At 63.9% G+C, this 19,872-nt stretch carries 15 protein-coding genes and 1 tRNA gene; 6 read left to right on the forward strand and 10 right to left on the reverse strand.

Annotated elements, in window-relative coordinates:
- Nucleotides 1-7: 7 nt before the first annotated feature.
- Both ASD04_RS16310 and ASD04_RS16315 read left to right on the forward strand, forming a co-directional pair.
- Nucleotides 8-1,321, forward strand: coding sequence for a GH1 family beta-glucosidase (locus tag ASD04_RS16310; protein WP_056259356.1), 1,314 nt, complete (start codon nt 8-10; stop codon nt 1,319-1,321).
- A gap of 61 nt (nt 1,322-1,382) precedes the next feature.
- Entirely contained in the window at nt 1,383-3,053 is a 1,671-nt protein-coding gene (locus tag ASD04_RS16315) for an alpha-glucosidase family protein (protein ID WP_056259358.1), read from the forward strand.
- Nucleotides 3,054-3,190: 137 nt separating this feature from the next.
- On the opposite strand, the gene ASD04_RS16320 is transcribed toward ASD04_RS16315, so the two are convergent.
- The 7 genes from ASD04_RS16320 to ASD04_RS16350 form a co-directional block, all read right to left on the reverse strand.
- Complete coding sequence (locus tag ASD04_RS16320; protein ID WP_056259360.1) at nt 3,191-4,750, reverse strand: ABC transporter ATP-binding protein; 1,560 nt, start codon at nt 4,748-4,750, stop codon at nt 3,191-3,193.
- A complete protein-coding gene (locus ASD04_RS16325) occupies nt 4,737-5,576 on the reverse strand; it encodes an ABC transporter permease (RefSeq protein ID WP_056259361.1) in 840 nt (279 codons plus the stop codon). Before ASD04_RS16325 ends, ASD04_RS16320 begins: the two co-directional genes overlap by 14 nt.
- The gene (locus ASD04_RS16330; RefSeq protein WP_056259364.1) at nt 5,573-6,526 is read right to left on the reverse strand and encodes an ABC transporter permease; all 954 of its coding nucleotides are present in this window, start codon (nt 6,524-6,526) and stop codon (nt 5,573-5,575) included. The genes ASD04_RS16325 and ASD04_RS16330 overlap by 4 nt, the downstream gene beginning before the upstream one ends.
- A 213-nt stretch (nt 6,527-6,739) precedes the next feature.
- Nucleotides 6,740-8,221 (reverse strand): ABC transporter substrate-binding protein, encoded by a 1,482-nt coding sequence (locus ASD04_RS16335; RefSeq protein ID WP_056259366.1) that lies wholly within the window; start codon nt 8,219-8,221, stop codon nt 6,740-6,742.
- Nucleotides 8,222-8,368: 147 nt separating this feature from the next.
- Nucleotides 8,369-10,015 (reverse strand): iron ABC transporter permease, encoded by a 1,647-nt coding sequence (locus tag ASD04_RS16340; protein ID WP_056259368.1) that lies wholly within the window; start codon nt 10,013-10,015, stop codon nt 8,369-8,371.
- A 52-nt stretch (nt 10,016-10,067) separates the two neighbouring features.
- Nucleotides 10,068-11,105: an extracellular solute-binding protein gene (locus ASD04_RS16345; protein WP_056259369.1), complete on the reverse strand. Its 1,038-nt coding sequence runs from the start codon at nt 11,103-11,105 to the stop codon at nt 10,068-10,070.
- A gap of 77 nt (nt 11,106-11,182) precedes the next feature.
- Entirely contained in the window at nt 11,183-13,726 is a 2,544-nt protein-coding gene (locus ASD04_RS16350) for a HAMP domain-containing sensor histidine kinase (RefSeq protein WP_056259372.1), read from the reverse strand.
- Between the two features lie 279 nt (nt 13,727-14,005).
- On the opposite strand from ASD04_RS16350, the gene ASD04_RS16355 reads away from it, so the two are divergent.
- Nucleotides 14,006-14,082, forward strand: a tRNA-His gene (locus ASD04_RS16355).
- Nucleotides 14,083-14,371: 289 nt separating this feature from the next.
- Nucleotides 14,372-15,244 (forward strand): FkbM family methyltransferase, encoded by an 873-nt coding sequence (locus ASD04_RS16360; protein WP_056259374.1) that lies wholly within the window; start codon nt 14,372-14,374, stop codon nt 15,242-15,244.
- 24 nt (nt 15,245-15,268) lie between these two features.
- Here ASD04_RS16360 and ASD04_RS16365 read toward each other — a convergent pair whose 3' ends face one another.
- From ASD04_RS16365 to ASD04_RS16375, 3 genes are all read right to left on the reverse strand, one after another.
- Complete coding sequence (locus ASD04_RS16365) at nt 15,269-17,098, reverse strand: TadE/TadG family type IV pilus assembly protein (protein WP_056259376.1); 1,830 nt, start codon at nt 17,096-17,098, stop codon at nt 15,269-15,271.
- A gap of 65 nt (nt 17,099-17,163) precedes the next feature.
- On the reverse strand, nt 17,164-17,787 hold the full coding sequence (locus ASD04_RS16370; protein WP_056259377.1) for a L,D-transpeptidase: 624 nt from the start codon (nt 17,785-17,787) through the stop codon (nt 17,164-17,166).
- A gap of 139 nt (nt 17,788-17,926) precedes the next feature.
- Complete coding sequence (locus tag ASD04_RS16375) at nt 17,927-18,352, reverse strand: response regulator (protein ID WP_056259379.1); 426 nt, start codon at nt 18,350-18,352, stop codon at nt 17,927-17,929.
- Between the two features lie 147 nt (nt 18,353-18,499).
- Here ASD04_RS16375 and ASD04_RS16380 point away from each other — a divergent pair, with 147 nt between their 5' ends.
- The gene (locus ASD04_RS16380; protein ID WP_056259381.1) at nt 18,500-19,126 is read left to right on the forward strand and encodes a DNA-3-methyladenine glycosylase I; all 627 of its coding nucleotides are present in this window, start codon (nt 18,500-18,502) and stop codon (nt 19,124-19,126) included.
- Nucleotides 19,127-19,469: 343 nt separating this feature from the next.
- Entirely contained in the window at nt 19,470-19,730 is a 261-nt protein-coding gene (locus tag ASD04_RS16385; protein WP_056259384.1) for a hypothetical protein, read from the forward strand.
- The last annotated feature ends 142 nt before the right edge of the window (nt 19,731-19,872 follow it).

Below are 19,872 nucleotides of genomic sequence, written 5' to 3' on the forward strand. Positions count from 1 at the left end.
AGCCTTCATGTTCTCAATCGACCGCAAGGATTTCGGTCCGGGTTTCACATTCGGCGTCGCCACGGCGGCCTATCAGATCGAAGGCGGGCAGGGCGATGGCCGCGGCTCCTCCATCTGGGATACTTTTTCGGCCACGCCGGGCAATGTCCATAATGGCGATACCGGCCATGATGCCTGCAACCACTACGAACTCTGGCCGCAGGACCTCGACCTGATCCGTGACGGCGGCTTCGATGGCTACCGCTTCTCCTTCGCCTGGCCCCGCCTGATCCCCGAGGGCACCGGCGCCGTCAACCAGGCCGGCCTCGACTTCTACGACCGCCTGATCGACGGCATGCTCGAACGCGGCATCAAGCCCTATGCCACGCTCTATCACTGGGATTTGCCGTCGCCCCTGCAGGACAAGGGCGGCTGGATGAACCGCGATATCGCCTCCTGGTTCGGCGACTATGCCGCGCTGGTCGCACAGAAATTCGGCGATCGCCTCACTGCGACAGCGACCATAAACGAACCGTGGTGCGTCGCCTTCCTCAGCCATTTCCTGGGCATCCATGCTCCCGGCTATCGCGATATCCGTGCTGCCGCCCGCGCCATGCACCATGTGCTGTTCGCCCATGGCACCGCGATCGATGCGCTGCGCGCCCATGGCACGAAAAACCTCGGCATCGTGCTCAATCTCGAAAAATCCGAAGCTGCCAGCGACAGGCCGGAAGACCTGGCTGCCATGAATATGGGCGATGCCCTGTTCAACCGCTGGTATCTCGGCGGCGTGCTCAAGGGCCAGTACCCCCAGGAAGTCACGGCCTGGCTGGGTGACAATCTGCCCAGGGATTACCAGAAGGACATGGAAGTCGTCTCGCGTCCGCTCGACTGGCTGGGTATCAACTACTATACCCGCGGCATCTATCGCGCCGGCACTGATGGCGGCAACCCGATCGAGCAGGTCAAGGGCCCGCTGGAAAAGACCGATATCGGCTGGGAAATCTACCCCAGGGGGCTGACCGACCTGCTGGCCCGCGTGTCGAACGAATACACGAAGATCCCGCTCTACGTGACCGAGAACGGCATGGCCGAGGTCGAGGGCGACGACGATCCGCGCCGGGTGAAATATTACGACGATCATCTCAAGGCGGTGCTGGCCGCCCGCGAGCAGGGTGCCGATGTCCGCGGCTATTTTGCCTGGTCGCTGCTCGACAATTACGAATGGGCCGAGGGCTACAACAAGCGCTTCGGTATCGTCCATGTCGACTACGAGACGCAGCAGCGCACCCCCAAATCCTCCTACCGTGCCTTCCAGGGCATGCTGCACAACACACGGTGAAGTCGCCTTGCCTCGGTCGCGGCGGCTGGGTTAACTGGCTCCCACTTCACGGGAGCCAACCATGACCGCCACGTCGCTGATGACCGAGCCCAAGACGCCGGACGAAACCACGGTGGACCAGGACTGGTGGCGCGGCGCGGTGATCTACCAGATCTATCCGCGCTCCTTCCAGGACCAGAACGGTGACGGCGTCGGCGACCTTGTCGGCATTACCAGCCGGCTCGACTATGTCGCCGATCTGGGCGTCGACGCCATCTGGCTGTCGCCCGTCTTCACCTCGCCGATGAAGGATTTCGGCTACGACGTCTCCAACTACCGCGACATCGACCCCAGTTTCGGCACGCTGGAAGATTTCGACAACCTGGTGCGCAAGGCTCATTCGCTGGGCCTCAAGGTCATTATCGACCAGGTGATCTCCCACTCCTCCGACAAGCATGCCTGGTTCTCGGAAAGCCGGCAGTCGCGCACCAATGGCAAGGCCGACTGGTATGTCTGGGCCGACCCCAAGCCCGACGGTACACCACCCAATAACTGGCTCTCCATCTTCGGCGGTTCCGCCTGGCAGTGGGATTCCAGGCGCATGCAGTATTACCAGCACAATTTCCTGGTCTCCCAGCCTGACCTCAACTTCCACAGCGCCGAAGTTCAGGATGCGCTGCTGGCCGAAATGCGCTTCTGGCTGGAGCGCGGCGTCGACGGCTTCCGGCTCGATACCGTCAACTTTTACTTCTGCTCGCTGGGCTTCGAGAACAATCCGGTGGTGCGCCCCGACGATTTCAACGCCTCGACCGCCCCGGCGGTGAATCCCTATAATTTCCAGGAACATATCTACGACAAGTCGCGCCCGGAAAACCTCGCCTTCCTCAAGCGCCTGCGTGCCCTGATGGACGAATATCCCGGCCGCACCACAGTCGGCGAAATCGGCGACAGCCAGCACCAGCTCGAAATCATGGCCCAATACACTTCGGGCGATGACCATCTGCACATGGCCTATACCTTCGACTATCTCGGCGGCGAGTTCTCGGCCGAGCATTTCCGCACGTCCATCGCCGCCAGCGAGGCCGAAGCACCCGACGGCTGGATTTGCCTCGCCTTTTCCAACCACGACGTGGTGCGCCACGTCAGCCGCTGGGCCGTGCATGGGCAGGAAGCCGCCTTCACCCGCCTCGCCGCCACGCTGATCCTCACCATGCGCGGCTCGGTCTGCCTCTATCAGGGCGAGGAACTGGGTCTCAAGGAAGCCGAGCTGTCATTCTCCGACCTGGTCGATCCCTACGGCATCGAGTTCTGGCCCGAATTCAAGGGCCGCGATGGCTGCCGTACGCCCATGGTCTGGCAATCCCACGCCACCAATGGCGCCTTTTCCACGGCCAGCCGCACCTGGCTGCCGGTGCCGGCCGAGCACCTCACCCACGCCGTCGATACCCAGGACAATGTCCTCGGCTCGGTGCTCGAATTCTACCGGGCGATGCTGGTCTTCCGACGCGCCCACCCGGCTCTGGCCAAGGGCTCCATCCGCCTGCTCGATGCGCCCGGCAATATCCTGGCCTTCATCCGCGAGGACGGCGCCCAGCGCCTGCTCTGCGTTTTCAACATGGGCGAAACCGCCGTCGAGTTTGCCGTGCCGGCCGACCTCGTGCCCCACGATGCCGGCTGCCCCGGCGTCACCGCCGCCCCCATCGACGGCGAACTCGATCTCGAGCCGTTCGGGAGTTATGTGGGCCTGCTGTAGGTGCCACGCCCTCGTGGTTCGAGGCGCTGAAGAAGCGCACCTCACCATGAGGGCTACTGGGGCACCGCGTTTGCAGTAGCCCTCATGGTGAGGTGGGAGCGTAGCGACCCTCGAACCACGAGGGCGTGCCCCGATCTTCACCCCACATCCGGCAGCCTTGCCGCCACCAGATCCCGCGTCAGCCTGTGTTGTGGTTCGGCGAAGATTTGCGCCGGCTTGCCCTCTTCGACGATCCGGCCGGCATCCATCACCAGCACCCGGTCGGCCATGGCCCGCACCATGTCGAGATCGTGGCTGATAATGAGATAGGTCAGCCCGAAATCGGCCTGCAGCCGGGCCAGCAGCGCCAGCACTTCGCCGCGCACGGATACATCGAGCGCCGATACCGGCTCGTCCAGCACCAGGAGCTTGGGTCGAGTCACCAGCGCCCGGGCAATGGCCAGCCGCTGCCGCTGTCCGCCCGAGAATTCGTGCGGGTAGCGTGCCAGCATGCCGGTATCGAGCCCCACGGCCTCCACCGATTCCACCAGTCGTGCACGCGCCGTCTCCTGGCTTAATTCCGGCTCCAGCCGCAGCGGTTCGGCCAGGGAGGCGGCGATGGTCAGCCGGGGATTGAAGCTGCCGAACGGATCCTGGAACACCAGCGACACGTCGCGCCGTAGCGCGTTGGGCAGATCCGAGCCGTGATAGGCCGTGCCCGCCAGCCGAACCTCGCCCGCCGTGGCCCGGTCCAGCCCGACGACGATCTTGGCCAGCGTGGTCTTGCCGCAGCCCGAGGGCCCGACCAGCGCAAGGCATTCGGCGCTGGCAATGGAGAAGCGCACATCGTCCACCGCCCGCAGCGGCTTATCGGCCCAGAACAGCATGCCGCCCTGCCGGTAATCCCGCGTCACGCCATCGACTTCGAGCAGCGTGCTGCCGATCGGCGGGCGCAACAAGGGCTGCACATCGAAGCGCGAGGCGGCAACCAGCTTTTGCGTATAGGGCTGTTTTGGCGCCGAAAAGACGCTTGTTGCCTGCCCCGTTTCGACCAGCTTGCCCCGATGCATCACCGCCACCCGGTTGCACAAGGCGCCGACGGCCTTGAGGTCATGGCTGATGAACAGCAGCGCCATCTGCCGCCGCGTGCAGATATCGGCGATCAGGTCGAGCACCTTGCGCTGGGTGATGAGATCGAGCGCCGAAGTGGGCTCATCCGCGATAAGAATGTCTGGCCGGCCAGCCAGCGCCATGGCGATCATCACGCGCTGCCGCTGCCCACCCGAAAGCTGGTGCGGAAAGCGGTCGCCATGCTTGAGCTCCAGCCCCACTTCCTTGAGCAGGTAGGGCACTTCGATCTGCGTCGCGCCATGGGAGGTATCGAGGTGGATGCTCTCCTCGATCTGGTCATTGACCCGCATCAGCGGATTGAGCGCGGTCATTGGCTCCTGGAACACCATGCCGACGCGCTTGCCGCGCAGCCGCGCCATTGCGCGCTCAGAAACGGGCAGGGGCACCCCATCGAGGCTGATGCTGCCCCTCATTGCCGCGCCTTCGGGCAACAGGCCGGTGACCGCGAGCGCCGTCAGCGTCTTGCCCGAGCCGCTTTCCCCGATAATGCCGAAGCGTTCGCCGCGCTGTAGCGAGAAACTCACATCGCTGACCACCTCGGCATCCCCGAACCGCACCGAAAGTCCGGAAACTTCAAGCAAGGACATTGGGATTTCCCTGCCGCAGGCGTGGATCGATGGCATCGCGCAGCCCGTCGCCGGCAATGTTGAGCGCGATGACGATGAGCACGATGCACAACCCCGGCACCATGGTCAGCCACGGATGGATCAGGAACACGCTTTGCGCGTCCTTCAGCATCAGCCCCAGGCTCGTCTCGGGGGGCTGCGTGCCCAGCCCGATATAGGAGAGCCCGGCTTCCGACAGGATGCCCAGTGACATCTGGATCGTGCCCTGAACGATGATAAGGCTCATCACGTTGGGCAGCAGGTGACGCCAGGCGATCAGCATATTGCCCAGCCCCGCCAGCCGCCCGGCCGCCACGAAGTCGAGCGTGGCGATGCTGAGGGCGCCGCCCCGCGCCACCCGGGCGAAGACCGGGATATTGAAGATGCCGATGGCGACGATGGCATTGACGGCACCCGGCCCGATCAGCGTGGTGATGAGAATGGCGGCGATCACGGCCGGAAAGGCGAAGACGAAATCGGTGAGCCGCAGCACCAGCCATTCGACTGGCCCGCCCCAGGCCGCGGCCGCCAGCCCCAGCGGCACCCCGACGCCGACGCCGATGGCCATGGCCACCGCCGCGACGAGAAAGCTCGTCCAGGTGCCCGCCATGATCAGGCTCAGCATGTCGCGTCCCAGATTGTCGGTGCCCAGCCAATGGGCGGCACTCGGCGCGAGGAAACGGCGGGGGATGTCGATCTGCGCGATAGGATAGGGCGTCCACACCAGCGACAACAGCCCGATGGCGAGAAAGAGCAGCGTCGCGACGAGCCCGATCACCAGGCTGGGATGGCTGAGCAGGCGCTTCACGGCGTGCTCCTTTCCCGCAGGCGCGGATCGACCAGCGCATAGGCGATATCGGTGAGCAGCATCGTCGCCGTCACGGTGACGATGAGGATGATGGTTGCCCCGCGCACCAGGATCAGGTCGCGCTCGGAAATGGCGGTATAGATCAGCCGGCCCAGCCCCGGCAGGTAGAACACGTTCTCGACGATGATGGTGCCGGCGACCAGATAGGCGAATTGCAGCCCCAGAATGGTCAGGACCGGCAGCAGCGCATTGCGCACGCCATGCCGCCACACCGCTTCGCCCATGGTCAGGCCCTTGGCGCGGGCGGTGCGGATATAGTCCTGCCCCGTCACATCGACCAGGGCCGTGCGCATCACCCGCGCCAGGATCGACGCCTGCGGCAGGGCCAGCGCCAGGCTGGGCAGGATCAGCCCGCGCAACGACGCCCAGCCATCCTCGTTCCACGGGGTGAAGCCACCCGGCGGCAGCCAGCGCAGGCCCACGGCAAAGACCAGCGTCAGCAGCATGCCGAACCAGAAATTGGGAATGGCCACCCCGGTCTGCGCCGTGACCATGATGGCCGTATCCAGAAGCTTGCCCCGCCGCCGCGCCGCGAGGATCCCCAGCGGCAGTCCGACCACGATGGAAATGACCATGGCGAAAATGCTGAGTGGCAGCGTGACCGCCAGCCGGGCCCAGATCAGTTCGGCCACCGGCGCGCGCTGGGTATAGCTCATGCCGAAATCGCCCTGCAGCATGCCCCAGACCCAGCTCACGAAGCGCTCGGGCGCCGGCACGTCGAGCCCCATCTGCACCCGCAGCCGTGCCACCGAGTCGGGCGTGGCATTGATGCCGAGAATGAACTGCGCCGGATCGCCCGGCAGCAGGTCGAGCAGCCAGAAGATGACGAGGGCTGCGACGAGAAGTGTCGCGGCAAAGCCGAGGAAGCGGCGGAGGGTGAAGAGGATCATGGGGACATCGGTCCCGGCTCAGGCGCCTCTTTCCTTCTCCCCTTGAGGGAGAAGGTGCCCGAAGGGCGGATGAGGGGTCCTGCGCCATCCTGCTGCCCTGAAGCATGGGAGAGCGCAGAACCCCTCACCCGGAAACCCGCTGGACGCGGATTTCCACCCTCTCCCTCAAGGGGAGAGGGTGAGTACGCCGCTAGATGCTCGAAATATCGAACGTCACTCAGTCCAGGCGATATCCCGCAGCACCAGCCCTTCGATCGGCGAATTCTGCCACATGCCGGTAAGCTTGGCATTCCACACCCCGGTCTGCGCCAGCTCGAACAGGTAGCCGTTGACGGCATCCCTGGCGAGAATAGTCTGCGCCTCGATGGCCAGCTCTTTGCGCTTGGCTTCATCCACCGTGCCGTTGAGGGTTTTGATAAGCGCCTGGAATTCGGGATTGTCATAGCCGAAGTAGTAATCGGGGTTGGCATAATTGCCAATGTCGAACGGCTCCACATGGCTGACGATGGAGAGGTCGAAGTCCTTGTTGGCATAGACATCTTCCAGCCACTGCGCCCATTCTACGTTGATCAGTTCCAGCTTGATGCCCACCGCCGCGAACTGGCTGGCAATGATCTGCCCCGAAGTGCGGGCATAGGCCACCGGCGGCAGCTTCAGCGTGGCGCTGAACCCGTCGGGATAACCGGCTTCCGCCAGCAGCGCCTTGGCCGCTTCCGGGTCATAGGGATAGGTGCCCGTCAGGTCGACATAATAGGGATTGTGCGGCGCGAAGGGCGCGCCGATCGGCGTACCATAGCCATTGGTGGTGCCATCGATGATCGCCTGGCGGTCCAGCGCATGCGCCATGGCCTGGCGCACCTTGAGGTTGTCGAAGGGCGGGCGCTTGTTGTTGGTCGAGAGGATGGTCTCGCCCTCGGTCGTGCCCACCAGCACCTTGAATTGCGGATTGTTTTCGAACACCGCCAGCGCTTCGGTGGCGAAATTGTTGGTGCCGTCGATATCGCCGGCCAGCAGCGCATTGGTTAGCGTCGCGGTGTCGCTGATGAACACGTAGCTCGCCTTGGTCAGGTGCGCCGGCGCCCCCCAATAGGGGCCATAGGCCTCCAGCACCACCCGGCTGCCCTTGTCCCACTGCACGAAGGCGAAGGGGCCGGTGCCGATGGGGTCGTTGGCATTGTTGTCGGCGCTTTCCGGCGCCACGATGACCGCATCGCCACGGCCGAGATCGAACAGGAAGCGGCCGATCTGCCGGTCGAGCGTGAATGCGATGGTCAGCGGGTCGATAATGGTGATGCCGGTGATCGGCTCATAGAATTCGCGATGCGCGTTGACGCTGTCTTCGCTGAGGATGCGGTCGAAGGTGAACTTGACGTCTTCGGCATCGAACGTGGTGCCGTCATGGAAGGTCACCCCGTCATGCAGCTTGAACGTATAGGTCAGCCCATCCTCGGAAATGGTCCAGGAGTCGGCCAGTCCTGGCTGCACCGCGCCATTCTGGTCGATGCGGGTGAGACCCTCGAACACGTTCTGGTAGACCACGATGTCGATGGCCTCGGCAGCGCCTGCCGTCGGGTCGAGCGCCGGTGGCTCCAGCGCCACGCCGATCCGCACTTCGGTCGGCTGCGCCATGGCCATGCCGGCCAATGCCGAGCTCAGCGCCAGCGCCACGCCGAAAGCCTTCAACGTCTTGTTCATAGGATAACTCCCAATTATGGCGGCAGCACCGCCAGTCGGTCCGCGGCCGGTCATCCGGCATCGTCGAACCCCGCCGGCGCATGAGGCTCCGGCTCCCATGGCGCGAGATATATGGGATCGCCACTAACATGGCAGCATGCCGCCTTGTTATACTTTCCTACGATCGCCCAGCCGCGTAGCAAGAATGACCGGGATCAGCCCCGCCAGCACGATAAACAAGGCAGGCAGCGCCGCTTGAGCAAAAAGTCCGACATTTGCCCGTGCATAAACCACCGTCGCCAGCGTATCGATACCGAGCGGCCGCAGCAGCAGCGTGGCCGGCAGTTCCTTGATGATCTCGACAAAGACCAGCGTCGCCGCGCTCAGCAAAGCCGGCATCAGCGTCGGCAAATCCACTCGCAGCAGCAGTCCCACCCCGCGCGCGCCCAGCACCCGCCCGGCATGCAGCATGGAATCGCCGCGTTTCTTCATCGCCGCATCGATGGTCGAATGACTGACGGCGAGAAAGCGTATGGCGTAGACATAGAGCAGGGCCGCCATCGATCCTGACAATATGAGGCCCGGCCGCCAGTCCCATAGCGCCATGGTCATGCGGTTGAACCACAGGTCGGCCTGCCCGAGCGGTTGCAGCAGCCCCAGCGCCAGCACCGTGCCGGGAATGGCATAGCCCAGCGTGGCCAGCCGGATCGCGCTGCGGGCGCCGGCCCCGGAGCGATGCGCCAGCTTGGCCGCCGCCAGCCCGACAAGCACGGTGATCAATGCCCCCAGCCCCGCCAGGGTGAGCGTCGGCACCAAGGCAGCAACGGTCATGGCAATGGTTTCGGGCAGCAGCACGCGGAATGCCGAATAGGTCAGCTGCCCCACCGGAATACCGAAGCCCAGCGCCAGCAGCGCGAGGCAGAAGCCGAACGCCGCCCAGCGCTGCCCGCCCAGCAGCGCCTCGCGGGCCGGCGGCACCCGGCTGTCGCGATGGGCAAGATAGACCCGGTCGCGCCGCGCCCGCTGCTCGGCGGCGATCAGCAGGCCGATGACCAGCACCACCGTCACCGCCAGTTGCGCCGCGCCGCCGAAATCGGAACGGTTGATCCAGGTCGAATAGATGATGGCGGTGATCGCATTGATGCCGAAATACTGCACGGCGCCCAGGTCGTTGACGACTTCCATCATCGCCAGCGTCACCCCCACCACCAGGGCCGGTCGCGACAGCGGCAACGTCACCGCGAAAAAGGTCCGCATGCCGCCGGCGCCCAGCGTGCGGGCTGCGATATTGAGGCTGGCCGACTGCATGAGGAAGAAGGCCCGGCAGGCCACGTAGACATAGGGATAGAGCACGCTGGACAGCACGATCACCGCGCCCCAGTCGCTGCGGATATCGGGAAACCAGTAATCCTTGACCGATGTTGCTCCATTGACCGCGCGCAGGGCAGTCTGCAGCGGCCCGGTGAAATCGAGGAACTCGACATAGGTATAGGCCGCCAGATAGGTCGGCACCGCCAGCGGCACCACCAGCGCCCAGTCGAACATCCGGCGCAGCGGAAATTCATAATGCGTCACCAGCCAGGCGGCGATCATCCCCGCTGAACCGGTGACGATGCCGACCAGCACCATGAGCTGGATCGTGTCGCGCAATGCGGTCGGCAACATCGTCGCCGCCAGCCCGTTGCTGCCCGAGCCCAGCGCCGCCGCGGCCGACCACAGCAGCCAGCCGATCGGCAGGCCCATCACCGCCACCAGCAGCAGCGGCAGGGTTAGCCCGCCGCCGTTCGTGCTCTTTGCTGTTTCACGGGCCGTCAAATAACCACCATGTCATTCCGGCGAAGGCCGCAACCCATCCTGTGGGGCAATCCTAGTCCTGCGGGCCTTCGTCGAACCGGGTCTCGTCGACCAGTGCCGCCGCTTCCTTGCGATGCGCCGCGATCTCGACCATTGGCGTGGTGTCAGCCGTCAGCACGCCCCAGCTCGCCACCAGCTCCGACGGCTCGACGCTCTCGACGACCGGAAATTCGTAATTGCCGCTGGCATAAAGATGCTGGGCCTCGTCCGACAGCAGGAAGGCCACCAGCTTGTCGGCATTGGCCTTGTTGGGTGCATATTTGGCGACCACGGCACCCGAGAGATTGACCTGCGTGCCGTCCCCGTCGGCGTCCGGATAGATGATCCGGGCCGAGGCGGCCCACTCTTTCTGTTCGGGCTCGGCATCATTGGTCAGCATCAGGCCCATGTAATAGGTATTGCCGATGGCCAGATCGCAGCTGCCGTCGAAGATGGCCTTGACCTGGTCGCGGTCTGCCCCGGTTGGGGCGTGGTTGAGATTGTCCCGCACCCCGGTCAGCCAGTCGCGCGTCTGCTCGACACCCCAATGGGCGATGCGCGTGGCGATCAGCCCGATATTGTAGGCATGCAGGCCCGACCGGGTGCAGAGGCGCCCCTTCCATTCAGGTCCGGCAATGTCCTCGTAGGTCAGCGCTGTTTCCGTCACTCGGTCGACCGAGGCGTAGAATACCCGCGCCCGCAGCGACAGCGCCACCCATTGCCCGTCCGGGTCGTGATACTGGTCGGGCACGCGCGCCAGCGTCTCGCCGGCAATGGCCTGCGTGATGCCCAGTTCCTTGGCATTGGCCAGATTGCCAATATCGACGGTGACGATCACGTCGGCCGGCGACAGCTCACCTTCCGCAGCCACGCGCTCGATCAACCCGTCGGCGGCGAACAGGACATTGGTGCGGATGCCGGTTTCTTCGGTGAAGCGGTCGAGCAGCGGCTGGATCAGGCCGGGTTCGCGATATGTATAGACGTTGACGGCGTCACTCTGCGCCAGCGCCGGGGCGCCGCTGGCGAGTGCCAGTATCACCGCCGCACAAAGGATGCCTCGCCGACCTGCCATGACCGTTTCTCCTACTCGTCCGCGCGTTGTGGCGCTGGTCGCAGGCACTGTCAATAAAATCGAGGTTCGCAGTCAGCTTATTCGCCGGTCTCGGGCACTGGCGTCGCGCGCTCGACCAGGTCGGAGGGGATGACCAGCGTGAACAGCATGCCCTGTTCCCCCGCCGGATCGACCGACAGCGAGAAGGCGTTGACCGCCAGCAGCGACCGCGTCAGCGCCAGCCCGACACTCGAACGCACTGGGGTCATGAGCTGGCCATCCTTGCCCACGCCGTCGCGGAACACCACGAAGCGTTCGGCCATATCAACCGCATTGGTCGAGCTGTCCCGCACATGCACGGATATGCCGCCCTCGTCCTCGCGCTGTGCCGAGATCACCACGGCCCCGCCGGTCGGCGTCTGGTCGATGGCGCTGGCCAACAGGTTCAGCACCGCCTGCGCCAGCGACGCCCGGTCGGCGGTGATGCGTGGCAGGCTTTCGGAAATGGCATTGCGCACGATGACGCGGGCGCCGCTCGCCTGCTGGCGGATGCGGACCACGCAGCTTTCGAGCAGTCCGGTCAGTTCGATACTGGCCCTTTGCGGCAGGTAGCGCCCGTCGCGCAGCCGCGCATAGTCGTCCAGCTCATCCACCAGCGCGGCGATTTCGTGGCCGGCGGTGGTGATGTCCTGCGCGTAGCTCTCATAGCGCTCGTTCTGCAACGCGCCGAAAGCCTCCGAGCGGATTAGGTCGGAAAAGCCGATAATGGTGTTGAGCGGCCGCCGCACCCCGCGGCTGATGCGGGCCAGCAAAGCCGGGTCGACATCGGAATACCCGCTGAGGCGCGGCGGCGCCGGCTCGCGGGCCCGGATGAAGCCGAAATAGCCGGTCACCACCCCCGCCTGGCCCTGGGCAAAGAGAATGACTTCTGCCGCTCCGGAAGCCGAGCGCAGGGTCAGGCAGGGGCGGGCGGTTTCGGCAAACCGCGCCGGCCGCTCCAGGAATTCGCGCAGCGCCTCGACGTCGCCGTTCGCCACCAGCGACGACAGGGCCTTGCCTTCCAGCATGCCATCGATCCGCAGCAATCCGGCGCTGCGCGGGGTGACGGCGCTGATGACGCCGGCCCGCGTGGCTTCGAAAAAGCCATCGCCGCGCATATCGGCAAAGGTTTGGGCAAACGCGCTGACCGCTGCCTCATGGCCGGTGCGGACCTCGGTGGTGCTCGCCGACAGCATCAGGGCAGGACGGCCCTGCCACGAAATGGACTGCAGGCGCGCCGTGACCGGCACCAGCGTTCCATCGCGCTGCATCAGGTGATTGACCGGGCCGGCATCCTGCCCCTCGTCGGGGCCCGCCGCTGGGAACACCGCCGCCAGGCCAGCCGCGCGCAGGCTCTCGACCGATTCATAGCCCACCATTTCGGTGATAGCGCGATTGGCGAACAAGACCTGCTGGTCGCGGAACACCAATATGCCCAGCGGCAGCCGGTTGAGCACCAGCGTTTCCCCGCCCAGGTTGATCAGCGCGCCGCTGCTGCGCGGCTGCTCCACCGGCAGCTTGGGCGGCTGCGACTGCTCACCCACCCGATCGTTGAGGATGCGCGACAGCTCGTCGAAATTGTAGCGCGATACGCGCTCGACCGCTTCCGCATCGGGTTCGACAATCGGCGGGGGCGCCAGCTCGGCCATCTCGCGGGCCAGCCGCTCGATGCCATCTTCTGCGGCCACGGGTTCGGCCGCCTGCGTCTCCGGCTCGGCATCGAGCGCCGCCACGTTGGCAAGGTCCGCCTCGGCCTCGTCCTGCTCCGCCTCGCCATCTGCCAATTCGGTCTCTGCCGCCGCGAAGCCGCGCCCCGTGACCTTGAACAGCGTATTGGTTGCAGCCTCGGGCAGCGGTTCCGGTTCCGTCGTCCCCGCTGATGGCGGGGCGTCGTCGGCCTCGGTCAGCGGCGTGAACAGCGCCTCGTCGGCGGCAAGCCGGTCGACCAGCCGGCTCAATCGGCTCGCCACCGGCTCGACGCTCTCGGGTTCCATGGCTGGTGTCGGCTCGTCATCGGCCACCGGGGCGAGGCCGCCGTCATGCTCGGCGTCGTGCCAGTTTTCCAGCTCGCGCGCATAGGCATTTTCGTCGTCGGCGATCAGCTCGCCCACCGTATCCAGCGGCGGCTCGGACAGGTCCACATTCGGCTCGGCCAGCGCGTCCTGCGCCGCGGCAAGATCATCCGTGGGGGCAGGCGGCTTGGTGCCGGCGTCAGCCGGTGCCTCCGCGGCAGCCAGTATCTCGGGCGCGATCGGGTCTACGCCGACGATCAGCAGCACTGTCTGTCCTTCCTGCCAGGTCAGCGGCGTCGTCGCGCAGGTGCTGGAAGCGGGCTTGTCGCCGGCGATGAACTGAATGCGCGCCAGGCTGGTTCGCCCGATAGAACCAAGCCGGATATTACGGGCGACCTGCCCCTTGATTGGCACTGCGGCCGGTGCCGGCTTCAAGCCATGCTTCTTGAGCTTGGCCAGGAACAGCGTTGCGGCGGCGTTCTGCCAGACCAGCACCTGGCCATCCTGCGACCACAGCCAGGCCGGCCGCGAATCCTCGGCATGCTGCTGCACGCGGCGGGCGCTCGGCGATGTGATCCAGTCAGCATCCATCTACGATCAAGTCTCTCCGTTCCGGATGCGGCCGGGTTTCCCGTCCCATTCCGGTACAAATTGTGCCCGGACGCTTAGCTTTTCTTCAATATAGGGTGCGTTCCCCAGGGTCCAGTGCGGCGCAGCGGCAGGCCTGGCACTTTAGGCGGGATGGTTAAACCGGAGCCGCCATGCGCCCCGTCATCCATGGGCAAAATCGGTGCTTGTCATCCCGGGATTCTCGACCTATGTTCCGCCCGCTTTCGGGACGGGCGTTTCGCCATCCCTCGCAGAGCCTTTGCCGCCTTAGCTCAGTTGGTTAGAGCGCTAGATTGTGGATCTAGAGGTCCCCCGTTCAATCCGGGGAGGCGGTACCAAATTCCCAAGAAAATCCGGCCTTCTCCGCGTGTAGCACGGCTGTCGTTAAAGAGCCGTGCTACAGGTTCTGGCTCAATTCCATTTCGGCGCCGTGGCCGGCATCGGCCTAGTATACAACTGCTGGAACCCTAGTTTTCCCTTGGACAGGCCTTCCGCCGAACCCAGTCCAGGCAGGACGGCGACGCCCCAGGCGTCCGTCAATGCAATGAAAATCCACATCGAAACGCCTATAGACCTTTTTCCTGCCTTTTGGACCTGATCGCCTGTTGCTCCGATGTGAGGCGAAAAATGACGATACGCGGATATCTTTCCGGATCTGCCATAGCTTGGGCCGGCTGGCTGCTATCGCCGGTCGACTTCAAGGGGTACTGGCACGTTACCCGCATGGCTGGTCGGGTAGCGAGCGCAACTGACTATCGGGTCATCCGAATTGGCCAGCGCAGCTGCTTCAAAATTTCACTGAGAGACCCATATTGGGCGCGGTTGGTGAGCTCATCCTATGATTACGAGCCGGAAATTGCATGGGCCTTTCGCAACTTTCGCAAAAGTAGAGAGAGCCTTGCCTTCATCGATTGCGGTGCGAATTTCGGCTACTGGAGCTTACTGGCGCGAGAAATATACCCGAAGGCCGACGTCATCTCTGTCGAGGCCAACCCGGATACTTTTGAGAAGCTGGAGGAAAATCTGGCAATAAACAAATCACCAGCGATAGCCATCAATGCCGCTGTCTATGACAAAGCCGGCGAGATTGTCATGATCGAGACGCATGACGACAATCACGCGGGTTCTCATATCGGTGTCGCCGGTGAATCACCGATTGCGACAACCACAATCGACGACCTCGTCAAAAAACACTGCCGCCATGCGCAGACTGTCATCGTCAAGCTCGATGTCGAAGGGGTGGAAATGGAGGCGATGCGCGGCGCAACCGACGTGATCGCCGCGCGCGATGTTGCGTTCCTTTACGAAGACCATGGCAGCGACCCCCACAGTGTGACAACGGGATGCGTCATCGAAGAGCTTGGCCTGCGGGTCTATTTCGTCGACAGGGACGGCTTTCGCCCCGTGGCATCTGCGAAGGAAGCATCAGCGCTCAAGACCAACCCAAAATACGGGTACAACTTCGTCGCACTGAGCCCTCGCTGCACGATGATCACGTGAGCTAGATAGCCTGCCCGAAATGCCCTAAAGCGCCAGCCGCAATTGCGCCAGCTGGTTCGCGATCTGCGTAAACACGTCGATCAGGTCGCTTGGGTCCTCGGGGAAGAAATAATAGCCGTCACCCGAAGAGCAGGATTCGAGCATGTCGCGCGTGGCCTGGCTGGGGGGATTGAGGCCGATCGTATAGACGCGGATGCCCTCGGCCTTGGCATTGTTGCAGGTGGCGACGGTCTTCTCGTCCATCGTCTCGGACATATCCGCCTTGCTGTTGTGGGCGTTGTATTCGTTCTCGTTGCCGATGATGCCATCGGTGTCCGGCAGGCGGCCATCCTTGCGGAAACCCCAGGAATAATAGATGCCCGTGCCGTTCCAGGTGTCGCTGTAGCTGCGATAGTCCGGTTCGTTGAAGCCGTCGGTCATGAGGATCATGACTTTCGATACCGCCCCTGACGAATAGGGCGCCGCCTGCGTCAGCGGCTCGGTGCTCGAAAGGGCGTGATAGCCCCATATCGCGCCTTGCTGGATATTGGTCCCGCCATCCGCATTCATGGCATTGATACGGGCCAGCACGTTGTCGACATTGTCGGTCAGCGGCAGCACCGAGATCGAGGGACAATAGGCGTTTGGGCCCGAATTCTTGCTGTCTGATACGGTCACGCCATTATACTTGCACAGCCGTTCCTGCAGTTCTTGCTGAGTCAGCAGGCTGTAGGTGGTGGTCGTCGTCAGCGTGGTGCCGGATTGGTCCGTGTTGGGGCCGCTCAGGACAACGCCATTCGCCGGGACGCAGGAGGCCGCGGGCGTCGTCGTGGTCGATCCGACCTTCTTGGTATAGGTACTCGTAGTGGCCCCCGAACAGGTCCATCCACTCCACCAGGAATAGCTGCAATTCTTGCGCACCGTCTTTTCGGTGCAGGTTTTGACCTGGCATGTGCCGCCGGTGTCGCTCAGGTAGCTGTTGTAGTTTCCGCTCGCCGTATCGGGCGAGAACATCGGCGTGAACAGCGCCGCGGTGGTCGTGGGCGGCGTGTCGTCCGTATCGTGGGGCGCCCGCCTGGCCTCGACACATCCCCGCCACGACGTGCCCGTCTGCGTGAACAGCGTCTTGCGGTTGACCGGGCCTGCAAAGGGCGTCGAAGCATTGTCGTCGCTGTCGAAATTCAGCTGCGAGATGCTGTTCTGCCCGGTCCAGTCGAGCCAGGTGGCGTTTGAAAATTGCGTACCGATATTCACCATCATGGTGAAAGGGACGATGCCGATCTTCACATTGTCCTGGGCTTCGGCGTCATCTGCTTCGTCGCAATCTTCATCGACCTCGCCGTAGAACATGATCCGCGTCGCGCAACGCGCCGCTTCCTTGAGATAGCTCATGCGGTTGTAGCTGGCCATGGAGCCCGAATTGTCCAGCACCATGGCCACTTCGAGCTTGAGCATCTTGCGTGTCGCCTTCGCCTGCACGGACGCGCTCAGCGCTGGAACGCCCACCAGCGACACGAACATGGTCGGCATGGTGAATTCGGCATGCAGATAAAGCGAGCCATCGGGGACGCTGGTTTCGATCCCATCGACCCTGGCGTCGATGCGGGCGTCGCCGATCCGGTCAAGCACGATGGCCTCGGCCTGCGCGCGCACCGTCTCCTCGTTGTAGCTCGCCTTGAAAATCTGCGGCTGCAGCGCCAGCGCCGCGGCATCGAGGGCGACCTGTGCGCGGCTTCTTGCCTGCTGCAGCGCCACATAGTCCACGCCCGCGCCGCCCAGCGCGATCAGCACGATGGCCATGAGGCCGAACAATACGGCGAACACGCCGCTTTCATCACGCCCGAAACGGCCGACCAGTGCTAGGAATCGATACATGACGCGGGGCACTCATGGGTTCTCCGCCCCTTGCGAGGCACCCCGACTGTCGTGGAAAATCCTTATTAAAGGACCACCACCTTCGTATAAAGTTGGACGCGTTCGTAGAGATCGATCACATCTGCGTTGGTCATGCGGATGCAGCCCGACGATACATTCTGCCCGATGCTCCAAGGCTCGGTGGTGCCGTGGATGCGATAAAGCGTCGAGCCGATATAGAGCGCCCGTGCGCCCAGCGGGTTGTTCGGGCCGCCTTCCATGTGGCGCGGCAGTTCGGGCCGGCGCTTCAGCATTTCGGCCGGCGGCGTCCAGCCCGGCCACTCGGCCTTGCGGGTGATCTGGTGCGTGCCGCTCCATTCGAAGCCGTCCTTGGCGACACCGATGCCGTAGCGCAGCGCCCGGCCGCCCCCGAGCACGAAGTAGAGGAAATGCGCCTGGGTATCGACGACGAGGGTGCCGCTGCGCTCGCTGGTGGAATATTGCACCACCTGCCGCAGATAGATCGGGTTGACCTGCATGTTGGCCTGCAGCGCCAGGGCGTGTCGCGGCGTGCCTTGGGTGATGGTGATGCCCGGCGGCGGGGCGAAGCGCCAGCCCGGCTGCAGCCCGGCCGCCTGGACCGGCAACAGCGTCGATAGCGAAACCAGCAATGCCAGCAAGCTCTTGCCGACGGTCTTCATCCCGATCATGGCAGCATCCACATTCCGCCGGCGAGATGCCGGCTTGGGCTGCAACACTGGGGCAAAATGGCCAATATGCCGTGAACCGGTATGGTTAAGCCATTGATCCAACTGTTGGTTAGCGGAATCTGAAAGACTGCGACGCGCTTTAGAGGAACACCGCGTCGCTGCCGGCGACCCGCGCCGCGTCGCCCAGCACCCGGCCCAAGGCGGTCCCCAACTGGTCGGTCGAAAACGGCTTCACCAGCACTTCATTGACACCCAGCTGCCGGGCACGGGCGATATTTTCCCGGCTGGCATAGGCCGTCATAAGGATCACCGGCGTCTGCGAGGCCGCGCCGAACCGTGGGTCGCGCAGCATGGTCATTACGCCCGCGCCGCTGACATCGGGCATGTACCAGTCTATCAGCACAAGATCGAATGGTTCGCTCATCAGGGCGAGGATCGCTGCGGCGCCGCCATCGGCCTCCACCACTTCGCCGACGCCCAGCTTCTTGAGGCCGGCCGCCGAAATGGCGCGCGCATAGGCATTGTCGTCCGTTACCAGAGCTCGCAAGCGTCCCGGAATGATCACGGCAAGCGTCCTTGAAAACTGCACCGCTTCAAGCCACGGCGGCTGGTCGTCTCAAAGTCTTTCGTCAAATATGTATTGCCGCGATTCCAATCGGATGAGCGGCGCTCTAAGCAATTCTACGTCCTCGATAGTGAAAGTGTGTTGCCCATGTCAATTGAGTCGGTCGCCGATGGCCTGCCGCGCTGCCCCTGGGCCGGCGACGATGCGCTCTACCGCCACTATCACGATCGCGAATGGGGCCGCCCGGTCACCTCGGACACGCGGCTGTTCGAGAAGATTTGCCTCGAAGGCTTCCAGTCGGGCCTGTCCTGGATCACCATCCTGCGCAAGCGCGAACGCTTCCGCGAGGTCTTCCACGGCTTCGACATCGCCAAGGTAGCGGCCATGGATGAAACCGATATCGAGCGCCTGTTGCTCGATCCCGGTATCATCCGCCATCGCGGCAAGATCGCCGCCACCATCAACAATGCCCGCCGCACCATCGCCATCCAGCGCGAATTCGGCTCGCTCGCCGCCTATGTCTGGCGCTTCGAGACCCGGCCGGAGCATCGTCCCGATGACCTGAGCTGGGAGAACCTGCGCCGCCTCGCGCAGACCGAGGCCTCCATCCGCCTCAGCAAGGATTTGCGCAAGCGCGGCTTCAATTTCGTCGGCCCCACCACCTGCTACGCCTTCATGCAGGCCATGGGCCTGGTCAACGACCATATCGAGGGTTGCTTCTGCCGCGGCGAGGTCGAGGCCGAACGTAACGCACTGGTGCGCCCAACGCGCTAGCCTGTTGCTTTCGCGCAACAATTCGACCCGTGTGCGACAACCCGCCACATCATCGCTTGCGGATCACGAAATCGCGAGCTAGAAGCCAATCGTCCACCAACACCAGCCCAAGAGGAGGCAACTGCATGACCACTGTATTTGAACTCCGCCAGGGGCCAATTGCGCGACATCACCACCAGGCCTGACGCCCGGTCTTTGTCGCCCTCGGCGCGCTTCGTGCCTTCGGACACTCCTAGCCTTCCCATCGTGATGTTCTGATCCGGGTCGCCCCGCGTCCGGATTCCGCTTCATCCACCCAACCCAACAGAGGCCGGTCCGCGTTCTGACGCGCCCGGAAGCCATCATGTCTTACAATACCCTGCCCGAGGGCAGCATCGTTCTGCGCCTTGAATTCTCCATCGCCGATGCCGTGCATCAGCGTGGCCTGCTTGCCGTCATCGCCACGGCGATCAGTGCCTGGTGGAACCGTCCGCGGCTGCCGGACAACCTGCCGGCCCATCTTCGGGCCGATCTCGGCCTGCCGCCCGATTCAATCGGCGCCCATTGGCTGGACGTTTCGCCCAATCCCCGCTTTCCGGACCCGTTGCGGAGACCAGGAATGTAAGGGCAGGGGAGACCGGGTCTTGCCCTGCTTCCCTCCCTGTCGGCTACCAATCCATCAGTCTGTGTCCCTCCCCCTTGTGGGGAGGGAGAGCGAGATAGGACTTAGCCCTTGCTAAGTCCGTGATCGAGCCGGGTGGGGGTAT

The organism is Devosia sp. Root436, assembly GCF_001426345.1.
Classification (GTDB): Bacteria; Pseudomonadota; Alphaproteobacteria; order Rhizobiales; family Devosiaceae; genus Devosia.